Raw genomic sequence first — 18,663 nt, forward strand, 5'->3', positions numbered from 1 at the left:
TTTTATGTAGGAGATATAAAAAAACATTTTATATTTGCATCCGCTAAGGCAATGGTACCTTAGCTCAGTTGGTAGAGCAAAGGACTGAAAATCCTTGTGTCCCTGGTTCGATTCCTGGAGGTACCACAAAACAACCCTATAAACGCAACGTTTATAGGGTTTTTTGGTTTTTGTGGGGACCACACAAGGCAATTATAGTTTTAATTCAATGTTTTTTTAATACTTATCTAAAAAAGCCCAAGGCCTTTTAAAGTCTTTTTTTTACTGTAACAGCAGCCATTCTTTTTAACTATGCGCTACAATAGCAATTTAGCTAACAACTTTATTATTGTTTCAATTGTGTTCGTGAATCTCAAGAGTTTTCAACTATAGCAATTTCTTCTTCTGTTAAACCATATAATTTATAAACCATTTGGTCTATTTCTTTTTCTAAAATGGTAGTATCTGCATTTGGGTTTTCTTTTTTTAGTGTTAGGATTTTATCAACAAAAGTAATTAATGGTTTTTGGAACTCTTCTTTTAGTTTTTTTACCGGAAATAGTCTAAATACTTTTACCCCAATATCTACACCTACTCCTCTTTTTTTTCCATTTACATTAAACCAATATTCACCTAATTTCGAGTTCATAATTCCTAGTAAATATTTTAAACTATAATTTTCATTTTTTTGCCAAATTACAGAAAACGAGAAACCAACATAAAACTGATTTTCATCATAAGTAAATTGAGGTGATTTAAACATACCTGCACAAAGCAGTTTTGGAATATCAAAAGGGTTAAGTTTTGAACTTCTATCTCTATGCAAACCATAAGGTGCATTTGATGAAGTAATAAAAGGTCTTACATTATCTAAATGTTTTTTTAATTTTGGATATTTATTTTCTTGTATTTCTACTCTAATTTTTTTATCAGAAAATATTAAGTATTCATCATTAAAATCTATGCTGTATTTTAAAACATTGTTTGAGTTTAAATAGGGTTTTAATAGCTTTAATTCATCTTCACTTAATTGTAAACTTTCAATTTCATCTTTATTGATGACAAAAACACCTTCTCCAATATTGAATTTTTCTGATAATTCTTCGGTTAATTTACTTTTGGCAACCTTATCTGAAGCTTCTACCACACCTTGTGAAACATCAAATAATTCTCCTAAATCTATACACCCTTTAAATAAAGCATTAGAACTAACATCTAAATTTATAGAATTGGTTTCGACAACTTCTTTATTGTGATGTACATTAATTTCCTGTTCACTAATATTTTTATTGAAATTTTTAGTATCAATGGTAATTAATTTTACATCATACTCTTCACTTTCTAAATTGTTTAAGTACGAATGAATCATATGTTTCCCTGAAACCTCTTCAAAAATTGGATAATCATCAAAATAAACTATTTCTACTAAAGTTTTTTCATTAAACACCCTATTAATCAATTTTTTAGAACCATCACTTTTAACCCAATATGAGTTTGTAATATAAGATATGTAACCCTTTTTTTGGGCAATATTAAATGCTTGGTGCAAAAAGAAAAACCATAAATCCATTTTACCTTGAAGATGTTTTTGCCATTTAGGGCTTTTACGGATTGGCGCAAAAATATCTTTTGCATCTCGTTCTTTAATATAAGGCGGATTCCCAATCACAGCATCAAACCCAATATAAGCACCATCTTCTGCTAATACTTCTGGAAACTCAAAACGCCACTCAAAAGCATTTTTATAAATAGCATTGTTTACAATTTCTTCTTTTTCTAAAAAGGCTTTATCTGCTTTTACTTTTAATTTTTTAAGTGCATCTTTTTCTGCTTTCTTAATTTTTTCACCAAAGCTTTTTAAGTTGTTTTGGCGTTCTTGCTCGTTAATTAAATCGCCTTGAATTTTTTGAAATTTACCAATAAATTTACTGTCTAGCGTACTTTTAAAGTTGTTTTTAACCTCATCTATAATTTGTAAAACTTCACGTTTACGCTCTTTGCTATTGGTTTCTTTGTATTCTGCTACTGCGTTTTTATAATCTTCTAAAGAATATTTAATAGTTTCTTTATTCTTTTTGTTTCTAAATGCATCTTTTAAATCGTCATCTAAATTAAAACGGCTTATTAAAGAGTTTCCACATTTTATATTAATATCTATATTAGGCAGTGTTTGTAGTTGTGGTTTTTGGGTGCTGGTTTTTGGTTGCTGATAATAGGCGTTTTTTAGTAGTTCTATCCATAAACGGAGTCTACATATTTTTACAGAATTTGGGTTGATGTCTACCCCAAACAAACAGTTTTCTATTAGGGTTTGTTTTTCGTGAAATAAGGTATGTTGTGTTCTTACGCTTTCTTTGTCTGTTGGGTTATATTCAAACAACAAACCTTTATCATCTATTACATATAACTCGTCATTTACAATTTCTATATCGCATCTTAAAGGAACCCCTTTTGCATCAATTAAAATACGAAGTTCGTTTTTTATTACAATTAATTCATTTAATGCACTTACTAAAAAGTGCCCAGACCCTACTGCTGGGTCACAAATTTTTATACTGTTTACAATATTGTTTAAGCGCTTTAAATCATTGGCTTTAAAAAATCTACCACAATAAGATTGCAAATCTTCAAAAGTTTCAATTTGGTCGTTTTCTTGCGCTGCAAATTTTTGAATTACTGTTCTTCTAATGGTTTCTCTACACATATACATGGTTATGTATGCAGGTGTGTAAAAAGAGCCTTCTTTGTAACCGTTTATTTTCTCGAAAATTAAACCTAATACAGAAGCATTTATTAACGATTTGGTTTCTTGTGCGTCTTCTATACCTTCAGAACCATCTGTTGCAAAATCGTAGGCATCTAAAAATTTAAATAGGTATGCTAAAGTAGATAGTTTTCCTTTTTGCTTTTTACCATTGGCATCTTTTAAAACTGTGCCACTGTAAATTACAATATCATCATTATTTAAAGAAGATATTTCAAAAGCTTCATTCTCTAAGGTGTTTCTTTCAAATAAAGAACTGTTTAAATAAGGTATGTTTTGATATTTGTCTTTGTATTTAGGGTGCCTTTCATCTATAGGTTTTGCTAATGCAGAGAAAAATAAATCGTTCAATTCATCAAACCCATTAATAAAGCTTGCATTTAAGAATTTATATTTTTCATCTTTTTGATGATAGGTTACTAATTGAGATTCTAATAATTTTAAGAATAAGATTCTATTTACCCAAGTTAAACATAACTCTAAACCTGCATTAAAAGCCTTGTCTTTTCCGTTAGCAATGCTTTTTATATTTGGTAAATAATCTCTGTCTTCTAATATTACAATGGTATTTTCTAATAAAGATGCGTAGTCTCTGTCTTTTTCTGTTTTTCTACTTATTATTTTTTTGCCTTTGTCTTTTATTTCTTCTAAACCAATTATGTGTAATAACTCGTTGTAGAATGCTTTATTTAGCTGATTACTGTCATTACCAAAAGTGTGTCCTAAAAGATGTACATCAGAAAATATTTTGTACAATGTGTTTAAGTGGCTATCTTTTAAATTATTGAAGTTAATTTTAGAAAAATCTAAATAAACAAAAGGAATATCTTGTTGAACCTCTGCAATGTATTTCTTGGCAATTTCGTTATAGAATAATTCATTTTTAGAAGTGTCTTTTAAGCCATCTCTAAAACGTTCATATTCTTTAATTAATGCTTTGTTTTTAAAAAAGTAATTGTAAAAATCTTCTCCTTTAAATAGATACCATTCATAACCATTGGTAGCAATTAGGTGCTTAATATTGTTATTGCCATTATCTAAACGTTCTCTTAAATAATATAATAACAACTCTTGCAATGCTTTTCTATTAAGGTTGTCTGGTTTTAAAAATTCTGCTTTATTACTTGGCTTTTTTGCTTCAATAATTACACCTACATCAGACTTTGCATTATTGTCTAAATAAATGGCAAGATCTATTCTTTCTTTTGTATTTATATAATTATTGGCATAGAAAGTGTCTTTAAAAAATGAAATGAAATGCGCTTTTGTATGCTCTTCACTTTCTCCATTATCATCACTCAATTTAATTGCATCAATACACTTTACCAATTGATTTGTAAAATACGTAACCTCTTTACGTAAGGGTTTGTGCTTTCTGTAGGCAGGGTTTAAAGCTTTTCTGGTATTAATTTTATTCATTTAAAAGGCGATTTTTCATAGTAGTTTATAAAAATATAATTTTAAATGTAGATAAAGCGCTTTTTATTGTTGATTTTTAATTTGGTAATGCTATTTTTCTAGTAACCTGAGTTCTACTTAAAAAATGCTGTTTCGTAATTCGTTGGGTTTATTAGGATTTAAAACGAATGTCATTTGGACTAAAAATGAAGAAATATTAGCCTAAAGACCTCTTTGAGTTTTAATTACTTTATACCATTTACCATATGCATTGTTACCTAAGCATTTTATAGTAAGCTTTTATAAAGCGCCCTTTATGGTTTGTAACCTAAAATTATTTGTGATTCTGTAATAGTTAAGCACGCTAACGCATAGCGATAAAAAACAATACGCTAACCTAAAGCATTACAATTCAAAAAAGGCACATTAGTAACTACTTTACAAAACTTACCGTACTTTATTGACAAAGTAAGGTTTGTTTTACAACACGCGACCTTACCTATTTTGATAAAGTTGTAGTAAAGTTGACTGGAAATACTAGTATTATTGTGTAGATATACTACAATAGTTTAGCAAATAATGTAGTATATTTTTATGTAGTGTGTTTAACGCATAAATATGAGCACAAAACAACATGAAATAAAGGTATAAAAAAATTCTAAAAAACAAGTGATAAATTTACAGATTTCTTGACACTGAAAGAACCTATTTAAGATTTTACAGTGTATTTTTTTAACTACTCTAAACGTAATTTTTCAGCTGCATAAGGTTTTGATGCTTTTTGTATCAGATAAAAATTTCTTAACAAATGTTGTATGCGTTTAAAGTGTTTACAATTACTCTCAAAAATAAACGTCATTACTAATACCTACTATTTAAAAGTGCTGTAAAATACAATTAAAAGTGTTTTGTACACTAAATAAATAAAAATACAATACGTTACAAATAAATATGTAATCGATTGCATTTTTTACTATATTGCCAAACTTATTGATTTTTAATCATTATCGACATAATTACCAATAGATTAAAAAAAAATAAAAACCAAACATTAACTTTTTTAAGTATGAATTCAACAATAGCCTTACGCCCTGCACTATTTATTTTCTTTATTTTTTTAAGTGCTACGCTAAAATCACAAGACACCAATTTTACCATGACTCAAATTGGCGCAAATAATTTTTTAAACACTCCTTGGGATTTACATTATGGCCCAGAAGGTTTTCTATGGGTTACAGAAAGAGCCAAGGGCGTTGTTGTAAGAGTGCATCCAGAAACCGCAGTAAAAGATGAATTATTAAAAATTTCTGATGTTTACGCAAATGGAGGTCAAGAAGGCTTATTAGGTATGGCACTACATAAAGACATCCTTTCTGGAAAACCTTATGTATATGTTTCATACACCTATTTTACGTCTGGCAAAAGAGCGCAAAAATTAGTGCGTTACACGTATCAAAATAATGGAGATAACAATGCTTTAACAACCCCTTTAACAATCATTTCAAATTTACCTGCAAGCAATGATCATAATTCTGGGAGACTTATTTTTGGAGCTGATGAGAAACTTTATTACACCATTGGCGATCAAGGTGTAAAAAACTGCAACACTAATTTAGCTCAGTTTTTACCAACACAACAAGAAATAGACAACCAAAATTGGTCTAAATATCCTGGTAAAATTTTAAGACTTAATTTAGATGGTTCAATACCTGATGACAACCCTATTATTGATGGTGTAAAAAGTCATATTTTTACTTACGGTCATCGAAATCCACAAGGCATAATCTTTGGGTCAAATGGTGTATTATATTCCGATGAACATGGCCCTAGCTCAGATGATGAAGTAAATATTTTAAAACCTGGTAAAAATTACGGATGGCCATTTGTTGTTGGTGTTATAGATAATTTAGTTTATGATAATGATGGTTGCCATGACAAAGAAACTTCATTTAACAAAGCCAATTATCAAGATCCATTAATGTCTTTATTTTTACCAAATACAACCCAACCTTCTGGTTGTAACAATTCTTGGATGTGTCGTCCTAATATTGCACCCTCAAGTCTTGGTATTTATGAAAGTGATGAAATCGCTGAATGGAAAAACTCACTTTTATTAACCAGTTTAAAAAAAGGAAGAATTTATAGATTAAAATTAAATAGTGATGGTACTGCTGTAGAAAGTGATGCAACACAACACTTTTACACACAAAATAGGTATAGAGATATTGTTACAGACCCAGATGGAAAGTCTTTTTACATCATAACAGATGGTTCTGGAAAAACAGCAGATGCTTCTGGAATGAACGTGGTTACTACCATGAAAAATCCTGGAACCATATTAAAATTTACCTATGATAATGCTCTTGCTGTAAAAGATTCTAATCTTGAAGCGTTTTTTAAAATTTGGCCTAACCCAGCTACAGATGAATTTAATATTGAATTCAATTCAGATAAAGATATTCATGGTGAATTGGTTAATTCTTTAGGGCAGGTAGTGCAAAGAATTCATAAATTTAAATCTGGCATTAACAAATTAAAAGTAGGCAACTACCCAAAAGGAGTGTACTTTTTAAAATTGGTAACCAATACCCATTCTTTTCAGAAAAGAATTGTTTTAAAATAAGAAAAAGATTTCAGGAAATATCGCATATCTTCTTACCTTAAAAACCTTTTTTTAATGCAGCTATACTGTTGAATAAGTTCAACCCTATAGTGTTATCCTTAATAATATGAATTGAACTTAAATTCCAGAGGCTATCCGTAAAGCTGTAATCGATTACAAAATCGACCGTTGTTCAAAAATATTGCAAGTCTATTATATATTATACAATTTAGTACCCTAAAATTTAGATATATCTTATTATAGGTATTACTTAATTTAATTATAAACAAATAAATTTAATTTACTTAATTATGAAAAAACAAATTACATTTTTAATGCTAACATTGTTTTTTGCTTTCAGTACACTGCAAGCACAAGAAAATGTTCTCTACATTAATCAAGATGGTGTAGAAGTACCACCAGGCTCTGGAGCCTCAACACCTGGCGACGATCCTGTGATAAGGATGCTAGATGCTGATGCCAATTTTACAGTGTCTTACGTAGAAATAGGTCAAGATTTTGTTGTAACAAAAGTTGGCGAAAACAATACAGGAGCTAATTCAGTTGGTAATCCAATAGATTTTACTGGTTTTGATTTAGTTATTGTATCAGATTCTATGGCTTCCAATAATGGAGTTTTTCAAGATGGAAATCCATTACATATTGATGAATTAACAGTACCTGTTATTTATTCTAAAACATTTGCTTTTAGAGGTGGAGATGCTGTTGATGTTGCAAGAAATGGAGCTCAGGTTACACAAACCCAAAATTTATCAGTAACTGCTGTAAACACTTCTAGCGATATGTTTAGTGGTATTGATTTTGGAGGCGGATCAGAAATTCCATTATTTAGAACTACTTCAAATGACAAGGGTGAAGAAGGTTACAAAGCAATAGACGTTTTAAACGGTTTAGAAAATTCTTCAGCTGGAACTTTATTAGCTTCAGTAGAACAAGTTACTACAGGAGAAGAAGATAAAGCAGCTGTAATCAATTACATACCTTCTGGAACAACTCTTGGAACTGCTAGCGAGGTTAGTACACAAGATATTGTTATTTTTGGATTTAGTTATGGAGCTACTGTTAAACAAGATGGTGGAAATGTTACTTCTGAGTATTTAACTATTTGGAGAAATGCAGCGTATATGTTAACAGGTCAAACTGTTCCTACAACACTATACACAAACCCTGTATACGATAAGTATGAAGTAACAACGGAAACAACTAGATATGATTTTACTGATGGATCAATCATTCCAAACCCTGTTGATGGTTATGTAATTCAAGGATCTCCTGAAGCAGATGCTCAACCACAAACTGATAGATTTTTAAGTGCAGATGGTGTTTTACAATACAGACATGCAGCTGGTGATAACTTTCATAGCAGTACCTATGGCTTAAACATGAAAGCTGGTGCTAGAGTTTTTGTAAAGCCTGCTGGTACAGGTATTGTAAAAATTCCATTATCTCAATATTCAAGTTTAGGCTTAGAAGTAAAAATGCCTAATAACAACAACAAAGCTTATATAAAAGTTAATGGTGTTGCAACTTCTGCTCCATCAAAAACTACATATCAAGAAACATTAAATGCTACTGCTGCAGCTGGTAGTGATTTACAAGAGTTTATTACCATAGAATACTTTCCAAACGGAGGTGGTCAAAACTTAGAGTTAATGGCAGATGCAACTAATGGAGGTAGTGATATTTACTTACCTTACATAGATGTAGAATACCCAATGTTAAAAAGAAAACCAACCAAGGTTTTATATGTAAACCAAGTTGGTGTTGGACAAGGTGAAGGTGCTTCTGCTCCAGGAGAGGACCCAGTAATTGAAATGTTAATGGCAGATGAAATGTTTGAAGTAACTTATGCAGAAACACCACAAGATGGATCAACACTTCCAGATCTTTCTGGTTTTGATATGGTTATTGCACAAGAAACTATAAGCTCTGGTGCTGCAATGTTTCAACCAGATGGGGTTTTAGGAATCAATAATGTTTCTATACCTATTATATACAATAAATCTTGGGCTTTTAGAAATGGTAAGGCTGTAACTGATGCTGATGCTGCTGTTACTGGTACTCAAAACTTATCGGTTACTGTAGACGCTGCTAACCAAACACACCCATTATTTAGTGGTATTGATTTTTCTGCTAGCAATGATGTTAGAATCTTTAAATCTGCAACTGCTAATGATGATGGTAGTGCTGGTGGAAACAAAGCTATAGACGTATTAAATGGATTAAACATTTCTAATGCAAACGCTGGTACATTAGCAACTGTTCCAGAGGTAACAGATGCATCACAATCAATTTTAATAAACCACATTCCTGCTGGTACACAATTAGGTGAAGCTGCTACAGATGTTTTAGGAGTTGATGCTATTACTTTTGCATTTAGCTATGGAGCTCAAATTTTTGGTGATGGTGCTAATATTAGTCCAGAAGCTTTAACTATTTGGAGAAATGCAGCTTATATACTTGCTGGTTTAGATGTACCAACAACATTAGTAGAGAATCCTGCATTCTTTTTACCTAAAAAAATATTGTATGTAAACCAAATTGGTGTAGGATCAGGAGCTGGTGCTTCTGCTCCAGGTCAAGACCCTGTAATTAAAATGTTAATGGCAGATGATAAGTTTGCTGTAACTTACTTAGAAACTCCTTCTGATGGTTCTGCTGTAGATCTTACTGGTTATGATCTTGTTATTGCACAAGAAACAATTAGTTCTGGTGCTGCAATGTTTCAACCAGGTGGAGTATTAGGTGTAAAAGATGTTACTGTACCTATTATTTACAACAAATCTTGGGCATTTAGAAATGGTAAAGCTGTAACAGATGCTGATGCTGCTGTAACTGGTACTCAAAATTTATCTATAACTGCAACAAATACTTCACACCCATTATTTAGTGGTATTGATTTTTCTAATGGAGATGATATTAGAATTTTTAAATCTGCAACTGCTAATGACGATGGTAGTACTGGAGGTAACAAAGCTATAGATGTTTTAAATGATTTAGAATTTTCAAGTACATCAGCTGGTTCAGTTGCTACAGTTCCTGAAATTACAGATGCTGACAAAGCAATGTTAGTAAACTATATGCCTGCAGGGACTCAATTAGGTGAAGATGCTGCAGATGTATTACAAGTAAACGCAATTGGTTTAGCATTTAGTTATGGTGCTCAAATTTTAGGAGATGGCGCTAACATTAGCCCAGAAGCTTTAACTATTTGGAGAAATGCAGCTTATATGCTTGCTTACGGACCATCTGAAGTTCCAACTACTTTAGTAGAAAACCCAGCATTCTTTTTAGCTAAAGACGTGTTATATGTTACTAAAGCAGGTTTCACTCCTGCAGCAGATGCTTCTGCTTCAACAGATGACCCAATTATTAGAATGTTAACGGATGATGAAAACTTTAATGTTACTGTTGTTGAAACTGATGGAGCTGGAACTGGTGTAGATTTTACAGGTTATGATTTAGCAATAGCACAAGAAACTTTTGGTTCTGGTGATGATATATGGAAAGCTACTGGACCTTTTGGAATTCAAAACATTACAATTCCTGTTATTTATAACAAAACTTGGGCTTTAAGAAATGGAAAAGGAATTTCTTCAGCTGCAGCTGCTGTGGTGCTTTCAACAGAAGTATCTGTTACTATAGACCCTGCCAATCAAACAAATTCTTTATTTAATGGAATTGATTTTTCAGGTTCTAATGATATAAGATTATATGCTGGGCAATCAGATAATAATGGTGCTGTTGGAACCAATGCAATAGATGTATTACAAGATCTTGAAATTAGTACTGCAGGAACAAACTTAGCAACTGTTTCAGATTTAACTACATCTCCAGATACTTCAATCATTATAAATGATATACCATCTGGAACTCAAATTGGAACTGTAGCTACAGATGTGTTACAAGCTCCAATAGTTGCATTTGCTTTTAATTATGGTGCAATCATTAGAAATGATGGAGCAAACATATCTCCTGAGGCATTAACGATTTGGAGAAATGCAGCTTACAAACTTACTGGTATACCTGTACCAACTACTTTAGTTGAAAACAATGACTTTACCTTAAGTGTAGATAAAGTAAATGAATTTTCTGAGGTTACTTCAAATGTAAGATCTTATGGAAAAACAGTATTTATTTCTAATGTATCTTCTAAAACTGAAGTTAAAGTTTACAGTATAACTGGAGCTTTAGTAAAGTCTATGAATATAGATCAAGATACTCAGTTTGAATTAAAAACTGGTCTTTACATTGCTACTGTAAAAACATTCGAAGGTACTAAAGCAGTAAAATTCGTAACAAATTAATAAGAGTAATCTTATAAATTATAAAGAGGTATATGCAAGCATATACCTCTTTTTTTGTATAATATAATTGCAGCTAAGTTGAGAAAAACTTTGCTTTCAAAAGAAAAAATAAGGAAGAAACAAAAAATCACAAGAATCGAAATCCTTGTGATTTTTTTATTCTAAAGTAGAATGGTTACGATGTAACTCCACCAAGTACGGTATCGAGTTGCATTTCTTTAAGAACATTATCTTGAATAGGTTGTGTCAACTCATTTATTTTGTCAACACCCCAAGTTATTCCCACAACCGTACGAGTTGGACGCTTGCCAAATGGCATTTCTGCCAATTTTAAATAAGCATCAACCACCCATTGTGGGTCTGGTGCATCTTCACTTTGTAACATTTGAGCAAAATTTTCGCCCATTGCATTAGGAACACCTGCTAATTCACCATAAGTATCAAGAACTTCATTATGTGCAGGCATCTGACCAGAAGCCAATAATCCAGTTCCAAAAGGTCCTGGCTCAACCATTACCACATCTACACCAAAAGGCGAAACCTCATATCTTAAAGCTTGCGAGTAACCTTCTAAAGCGTGTTTAGTAGCTGTATAAGTACCAAAAAATGGTGGTGACATTCTACCAACCAAAGAAGACGTATTAATAATTAAACCTTTGCCTGATTTTCTCATACTAGGTAAAACGGCTTGCATTGTTCTAATTGCACCAAAATAATTAGTTTCCATTTGAAAACGAGCCTGTTCTAAACTATAAGCCTCTGTAATACCAATGTACATAATACCAGCATTGTTGATTAATATGTCAATATTCCCAGCTTCTTTAAGAATATTAGCCATTGCTTTTTTTACAGAATCATCGTTAGTAACATCCATATCAACAACTTTTATGTGGTCTGAATATCCTTCCAATTCTGCCTTTTTTTCTGAGTTTTTTCCTTCTGGATTTCGCATCGTTGCGAACACCTTATTGCCTTTATCTGCAAAATCTTTGACAGCTTTTAAACCAAAACCACTACTACTTCCTGTTATTATTATGTTTTTCATTATTGAAATATTTAAAATTTTAATTAAACGATTGATACATTAAATGCTAGATAATTTAGTACGGTAGATACAATCCACAAAAGACAAAACACAATAGATACATTACGCCCGTTTTTGGATACTCTAGGGTGATGCCCTAAGAATGGAATCCCTGCTTGATTAGCATCAACCAAAAGAAATAATCCAGACATTACCAAAAACATCAGGTGAATAATATGTCGTTCAGGTAAAGACAAACCCATTGCATAAATAGCAGCTACAGACATAGCAATGAACGCTAAAGCACCTTGTCTTTGAATAAACAGCAGGATAAAAATGTAATCATTAGCGGCAGTCTTTTTGGCTTCTGGAGCGGCAGCAATAGCAGCATCTAGCATACTTAACTGCTCATTTTCATTGATAGACTTCTGTTTGTTTGGCAAGCCAGGGGCAAATAAGGGCAACACTAAATTAACTATCCAACGCACCCAAATGGGCTTAATAACCTCTATAGCGTGCACAACTGCAGGGACTAAACATAGAGCTAACCCTAAAATTGAAATTGTTTCTTTACTCATTTTCTTTCTTTTTTAGTTATTAAAATCCAAACATTCCGTTATTATGTGCTAATCCTTCAGTTGGAATTTCTTGAATAACGTCCCAGTGCTCTACAATTTTCCCATTTTCTAAACGAAGTAAATCGTAGAAAACAGAGTGCATGCCCTTGTGCGTTCCTTCTGAAATAGAAAGGACAAAATTACCTTCACCTAAAACTTTGTGCTGTTTGGTAAACACCCATTGTTCATTAGGAAGTGCATTCATAAAGCCTTCTAATCCATCAGCAGCTTTTGGATTGTGTTGCTTGTAATTGGGGTCAAAATTTGCCATTACTGCTGCACCTGCTTCTTCTTGCGTTCCATTTATAAGAATATCAAATAATGCTTTTACTTGGGTTTTATTAGCTTCGGTTTTGTCTAAATCTGCTGCTGTTTTTTCTCCATCTGTTAACGTTCTTCCAGAAGCATTTGGCGGAGTTTGTGGCATCATAGCATCCCAATGCTCGGCTACTTTTCCATTTTCATCAACACGTATAATATCAAAAGCTACCATTTGATCTGCACCAAATGGTTTGGCATTATGCCATATATTATGCATAAACACATAGTTGCCATCTTGAAAAAATCGAACGTTTTCAGCATACGTTCCATGTTCTTTTAAAACAGGTAATAAACCTATAAAGGGTTCAAGTCCTGTTGGAACAAATGGATTATGCTGAATATAATCTGAATTTGCATATTTACGCATTGTTTCAGCGTCTTGTTTAGCTACTGCACCTAAGAAGGTTCCTACAATTTCTTTGTTGTTCATTGTTTTTGTTTTTGGTTGATTATTCGTACTTGTTGAATTTGTTTTTGATGTGTTGCATGAAATAAGAATGCCTGCTAACACTAATACCGAAAATACTTTTTTCATTGATTTCATTTTATGTTAATATTTATTACTTGTAATTCACAAGCAAAACTACAACAATACTTTTAAAATGCAAGTATTTTTCATATTTAATTTCATTTTGCAAGTAAAAAATATATTTTACTATCTTTGTAACTATCAAATGATATAAAAGAAAATGGAAATAAATTTTAGATGCAATTGCCCTTTTACTTCGGCTTTAGATATTATCGGCGATAAATGGATGTTGGTTATAGTGAAGCAAATGCTCATAGAGAACAAACAAACTTTTAAAGACTTTACCGAAAGTGATGAGAGTATCGCAACGAATATATTGACCACAAAATTGAAGCAATTGGAAGAGTTTGGAATTATTATTAAAACCAAGCTTCCGAATAATAAAAAGTCAAATATTTATCTTTTAACAAAGAAAGGATTGGCATTGACACCAATAATTATTGAGTTAGGAATTTGGAGCGATACTCACTTAAGGGATTTGAATCCAAATATCGCAAATGGAATAGGAATGGAATTATTGAGAACTAACAAAGCGGAATTTGAAAGAGGTATTAACCAAAAATACAGAGAGAAACTGGCTACAATAAATTATATAAAAAATAGCGACTTTACTTCTTAACTCAAATATTGTGAATACATTAAAGATTGACAATAATCCGAAAATTTATTGCTAAAAATCCGCTAATTTTCACAAACAAGACCGATATCACTAAGTAAACTCACCAACCTGAATTTTGATTGTTATTTTATAAGTAAATTACAAGAGTCAAGGTATTGTAATATATATCTTAAGGAGGACTCTAAATTTTGGCAATAAAAAGTTTAGATTTTTCAACTACATAATGTTTTGTTCGAAATGGCAACAAGTTAATTTTCAAACAAATAAACCTCTTTGGCCAGAGAAGTTAAATCGAACTCACGTTTTTAACTCTATTTTGAGAAGAGTAAAAATCTCAATAAATTAAAATTACAACTTAAATATCTCTTCTAAAAGAAGCCATTTTTCTCCTTCTTTTGCCATAGGTAATTTTTGTTGATAATTCCACATCAACTTTTCCCATTCTTGTACTTTAGGGTTGTCTGCATCTAACCTTGCTTTTTTATCAAAAGAAAAGGTTTCATTCACTTCAATTATCATAAAAAGCCTATTCCCTAGATTATAAATATTCATCTTTTCTATACCAGATTCTTTAATGCTTTCTAAAATTTCTGGCCATACGTTTTTGTGATGTTCTTTATATTCATTTATAAGAATAGGATCATCTTTTAAATCACAAGTCAAACAATACTTTTTTGTAATCATACTAAAAACTATGCTGTTTTCTTGGTTACTTTATAAGCATAAACACCATATAAACCTACAATTAGTAAACATAACATTGGTAAAATAAATGAAAAATGGATTTCTGCAATAGAACCCGTAATTACATCCCCAAAAACTTCTTCTCCATTAATCGTATCGCCAAAATCCATAATTGCTGCTTGTATTTTAGGTAAAAATGCACCACCAACAATTGCCATAATTAAACCAGATGAGGCCAATTTTGCTTCTTCACCCATATCTTTTAATGCTAAACCATAAATTGTTGGAAACATTATAGACATAAAAACAGATACTAAAACCAAACAAAGTAAACTTGTAATACCAGTAGTTAATATCACACCCAAACAAAGTAACGCTGCTGCAATTGAAAAAACGGTTAACATTTTTGCTGGATTGATTTTTCGCATTAATGCAGTACCTATAAACCTTGTTGTTACAAAAAGTATCATGGCACCAATATTCCAAAATGTACCATCAATTGGGTTTTCTTTATCAATATTTATATATTCTACTAACTGAAAAATAGCAGTCCAACACATAATTTGAGCACCAACATAAAACGTTTGAGCAATAACACCAAACACATACGTTTTACTTTTAAAGATTCTTTGTAACGATTCTTTAATTGTTAAATGTTTACCCATTGCCATTTTAGGAATGTTGGTTTTCCAAATAATTACAAAAACTAAGGCCACAAAAAGCCCCACTGCAATGTAGGGCGTACTAATTACATCTAAATCGTGTACTTTTATTTCTGCTGCTTTTTCTTTACCTAAAGCAATAATTTCTGCACTATTTTCATAATCGGAAGAAAGTATTCTATCAAGAACCACGAACTTAGCAATCATCATACCTGTAAGAGAACCAATAGGATTAAAAGATTGTGCTAAATTTAATCTTTGTGTAGCAGTTGAAGGGTCTCCCATTGATAAAATTAATGGATTTGAAGTGGTTTCAAGAAAACCTAAACCGCAAGTAATTACAAATAATGAAACTAAAAAATACGTATAACTCCCCTCTAATGCAGCTGGATAAAATAATACTGCACCTAAAGCATATAATGCTAAACCCACTAAAATACCTGATTTGTAAGAAAATCTTCTTATAAACAAAGCTGCAGGAATTGCCATAACACCATATCCAAAGTAAAAAGCAAACTGAACATTATAGGCTTCTTTATTAGATAAAATCATTACTTTTTTAAAGGCTGCAACCATAGGATTTGTTAAATCGTTTGCAAAACCCCATAAAGCAAAAATGGATGTAGCAGCAATAAATGGAACCAATAATTCCTTTGGAACTACAGGTACTTTTTTAAATTTATTCATTTAGTTTCGTTAATTATTTATTGGGTTGATTTATTCTGTTAATAAAGATCTATCTAAATTTACATAGCCACCATCTATCAGAATATGTTGTCCTGTGGTATGTGATGATTTATTAGAAATAGTAAACAAACAAGAATCTGCGATTTCCTGTGGTGTAGTCATTCTATTTTCTAACGGAATTTTATTTACAATTTCTTTTAATTTTTCTTCGCCATTTTCTAGTGTTTTAATCCAATTATCGTAAGCGGGCGTCCAACTTTCTGCAATAATTAAAGCATTTACTCGAATACCTTCTTTTATTAAATCGACTGCCCATTCTCGCGTTAATGCCAATACACCTCCTTTTGAAGCTGCATAGCCTGATGTACCTCCTTGACCTGTTAGCGCTACTTTAGAGCCAATATTTAAAATATTTCCTTTTGATTTTATAATATAGGGTAAACAGTATTTTGTCATGGCAAAATAACTGATTAGATTTAGCTTTAATGACCATACAAAATCATCAATTGAAGCATCTAAACCTGCTCCATCATTAACCCCTACATTGTTTATTAAGACGTCAATTCGTCCATATTTTTCAACAATACTTTTTACGGCAGCTTCAATTTGTTTGGTATCGGTAACATCTGTTTTTACAAAAAGTGCATCAATTCCTTTTTCTTGCAACTCTTTTTCATAGCCATATCCACGATCATTTCTACAAACAATTACAGGAATTGCGCCTTCGTTAGCCAAAGATTGTACAATGGTTTCACCAATACTTCCTTTAATGCCAGCTGCACCAGTAACCACAACTATTTTATCTTTTAATTGTAAATCCATAATTATAGCTTATAAAATTTTATTGCATTAGCACCCATCATATTTTTTTGTTCGTCTTCGCTAAGATTTTTAATAAAATTGGTTGTTAAACTTTTTACTTTTTCGTAATTCCCAGCAACCAAACAAACAGGCCAATCAGAACCGTACATTAAACGTTCTGATCCGAAAGCCTCCAAAACTAAATTCATATAAGGTTCTATTTGTTCTGGTGTCCAAGTATTATAATCTGCTTCTGTAATCATTCCTGAAAGTTTACAATATACATTTTTGCATTTTGCAATTTCTTTCATTAAAGTTGCCCAACCCTCAAAAAAACCGTCTTTTATATAAGGTTTTGCAATATGATCTATTACAAATTTTTGATTTGGAAATTTCTTTACAAACTCTAAAGTGGCACCTAATTGATGCGGAAAAATCAATATATCATAGGTATAATTATATTTTTTTAAAGCGGATATTCCTCTTAAAAAATTTGGTCGCAATAAAAAATTATGGTCAGCTTCACCTTGCACAACATGTCTAAAACCTTTTATTTTTTTTTTGATGTGAGTATTTCTCTAAAGTAGCATCAACATCTTTGCTTCTTAAATCTACCCAACCTACAATACCTTTTATAAAATCAAAATCATTTGATAATTCCAATAAAAAATCAGTTTCTAAAAGCGTTTGATTTGCTTGTACAGCTACACAACCATCAATACCATTTTCTTGATAGACTTTTTGTAATTGACTTGGCAAAAAATCTTTTCTGATGACGGCCATTTCATCATCTATCCAAGCATGTTTTGTAGGTTCGTATTTCCAAAAATGTTGATGACTATCTATAATCATTTTCCTGAATATGCTACTACTTTTTGTTTTGAAACTCCTAAACCTTCGATACCTAACTCCATAACATCACCAGGTTTTAAATACAATGGTGGTGTTAAGCCTAAACCAACTCCAAAAGGTGTTCCTGTTGAAATTACATCTCCAGGTAATAACGTCATATATTGACTGATATAACTTATAGATTCTTCGATATTAAAAATAAAATCTGATGTAGAACTATCTTGCATCATTTTGCCATTTAACTTTAACCAAAGGTGTAAATTATTCGGGTCTTTAATTTCATCTTTAGATGCTAAAAATGGTCCTAAAGGCGCAAACGTATCACAGCCTTTTCCTTTACACCATTGTCCTTCTTTTTCTATTTGAAAAGCACGTTCGCTGACATCATTATGTAAAACATAACCAGCAATATGGCTAGCTACTTCTTCTTTAGAAATATAAGATGTTTTTTTACCAATTACTACTGCCAACTCAACTTCCCAATCTGTTTTTGTACTTCCTTTAGGAATCACAACATCATCATTAGGACCAACAATTGCTGTTGTAGATTTAAAAAACAATACAGGTTCATTTGGTATTTTCATTCCTGCTTCAGCAGCATGTTTTGCATAATTTAAGCCAATACAAACAATTTTTGATGGTCTACAAATTGGGGATCCCAATCTTACATCATCAGCAATTATATCGCATTTTGATTGATTGATTTCTAACCAAGCTTTTAATCTTTCAATACCATCATTTTGAAAAAACTGTTCTGTATAATCTTCTCCAAAATTAGATACATCTATTTTAGTTC

General features: G+C 31.5%; 13 protein-coding genes and 1 tRNA gene. 4 read left to right on the forward strand and 10 right to left on the reverse strand.

What is annotated here, in order from left to right; genetic code table 11:
• Positions 1–53: 53 nt before the first annotated feature.
• Positions 54–126 (forward strand) — tRNA-Phe (locus ACTG3V_RS12845).
• 226 nt (positions 127–352) lie between these two features.
• On the opposite strand, the gene ACTG3V_RS12850 is transcribed toward ACTG3V_RS12845, so the two are convergent.
• On the reverse strand, positions 353–4,162 hold the full coding sequence (locus tag ACTG3V_RS12850) for a type IIG restriction enzyme/methyltransferase (protein ID WP_439132575.1): 3,810 nt from the start codon (positions 4,160–4,162) through the stop codon (positions 353–355).
• A gap of 1,045 nt (positions 4,163–5,207) precedes the next feature.
• Between ACTG3V_RS12850 and ACTG3V_RS12855 the strand changes: the two genes are divergently transcribed.
• Together ACTG3V_RS12855 and ACTG3V_RS12860 are read left to right on the forward strand one after the other, a co-directional pair.
• Positions 5,208–6,764: a PQQ-dependent sugar dehydrogenase gene (locus ACTG3V_RS12855; protein ID WP_439132576.1), complete on the forward strand. Its 1,557-nt coding sequence runs from the start codon at positions 5,208–5,210 to the stop codon at positions 6,762–6,764.
• 290 nt (positions 6,765–7,054) lie between these two features.
• Complete coding sequence (locus ACTG3V_RS12860) at positions 7,055–11,071, forward strand: hypothetical protein (protein ID WP_439132577.1); 4,017 nt, start codon at positions 7,055–7,057, stop codon at positions 11,069–11,071.
• A gap of 175 nt (positions 11,072–11,246) precedes the next feature.
• On the opposite strand, the gene ACTG3V_RS12865 is transcribed toward ACTG3V_RS12860, so the two are convergent.
• The 3 genes from ACTG3V_RS12865 to ACTG3V_RS12875 are packed head-to-tail and all read right to left on the reverse strand — an operon-like array spanning position 11,247 to position 13,568.
• On the reverse strand, positions 11,247–12,116 hold the full coding sequence (locus tag ACTG3V_RS12865) for an SDR family oxidoreductase (RefSeq protein ID WP_439132578.1): 870 nt from the start codon (positions 12,114–12,116) through the stop codon (positions 11,247–11,249).
• Between the two features lie 23 nt (positions 12,117–12,139).
• Positions 12,140–12,673 carry a hypothetical protein gene (locus tag ACTG3V_RS12870; protein ID WP_439132579.1) on the reverse strand — a complete coding sequence of 178 codons (534 nt, stop codon included), beginning with the start codon at positions 12,671–12,673 and terminating at the stop codon, positions 12,140–12,142.
• 19 nt (positions 12,674–12,692) lie between these two features.
• Positions 12,693–13,568 (reverse strand): nuclear transport factor 2 family protein, encoded by an 876-nt coding sequence (locus tag ACTG3V_RS12875; protein ID WP_439132580.1) that lies wholly within the window; start codon positions 13,566–13,568, stop codon positions 12,693–12,695.
• 154 nt (positions 13,569–13,722) lie between these two features.
• Here ACTG3V_RS12875 and ACTG3V_RS12880 point away from each other — a divergent pair, with 154 nt between their 5' ends.
• Positions 13,723–14,181 (forward strand): winged helix-turn-helix transcriptional regulator, encoded by a 459-nt coding sequence (locus tag ACTG3V_RS12880; RefSeq protein WP_439132581.1) that lies wholly within the window; start codon positions 13,723–13,725, stop codon positions 14,179–14,181.
• A gap of 348 nt (positions 14,182–14,529) precedes the next feature.
• Here ACTG3V_RS12880 and ACTG3V_RS12885 read toward each other — a convergent pair whose 3' ends face one another.
• Genes ACTG3V_RS12885 through ACTG3V_RS12910 form a run of 6 tightly spaced genes read right to left on the reverse strand, consistent with a single transcriptional unit; the run spans position 14,530 to position 18,655 of the window.
• Positions 14,530–14,865 (reverse strand): L-rhamnose mutarotase, encoded by a 336-nt coding sequence (locus ACTG3V_RS12885; protein ID WP_439132582.1) that lies wholly within the window; start codon positions 14,863–14,865, stop codon positions 14,530–14,532.
• An 8-nt stretch (positions 14,866–14,873) separates the two neighbouring features.
• Positions 14,874–16,214 carry an L-fucose:H+ symporter permease gene (gene fucP / locus ACTG3V_RS12890; RefSeq protein ID WP_439132583.1) on the reverse strand — a complete coding sequence of 447 codons (1,341 nt, stop codon included), beginning with the start codon at positions 16,212–16,214 and terminating at the stop codon, positions 14,874–14,876.
• Positions 16,215–16,244: 30 nt separating this feature from the next.
• The gene (locus ACTG3V_RS12895) at positions 16,245–17,036 is read right to left on the reverse strand and encodes an SDR family oxidoreductase (RefSeq protein ID WP_439132584.1); all 792 of its coding nucleotides are present in this window, start codon (positions 17,034–17,036) and stop codon (positions 16,245–16,247) included.
• Between the two features lie 2 nt (positions 17,037–17,038).
• On the reverse strand, positions 17,039–17,518 hold the full coding sequence (locus ACTG3V_RS12900) for an amidohydrolase family protein (RefSeq protein ID WP_439132585.1): 480 nt from the start codon (positions 17,516–17,518) through the stop codon (positions 17,039–17,041).
• 37 nt (positions 17,519–17,555) lie between these two features.
• Positions 17,556–17,867, reverse strand: a complete 312-nt coding sequence (locus ACTG3V_RS12905) for an amidohydrolase family protein (protein WP_439132586.1) — start codon at positions 17,865–17,867, stop codon at positions 17,556–17,558.
• Positions 17,864–18,655: a fumarylacetoacetate hydrolase family protein gene (locus ACTG3V_RS12910; RefSeq protein WP_439132587.1), complete on the reverse strand. Its 792-nt coding sequence runs from the start codon at positions 18,653–18,655 to the stop codon at positions 17,864–17,866. Before ACTG3V_RS12910 ends, ACTG3V_RS12905 begins: the two co-directional genes overlap by 4 nt.
• Between the last annotated feature and the right edge of the window lie 8 nt (positions 18,656–18,663).

The sequence above is a fragment of the Polaribacter sp. genome (assembly GCF_965660385.1).
GTDB lineage: Bacteria > Bacteroidota > Bacteroidia > Flavobacteriales > Flavobacteriaceae > Polaribacter.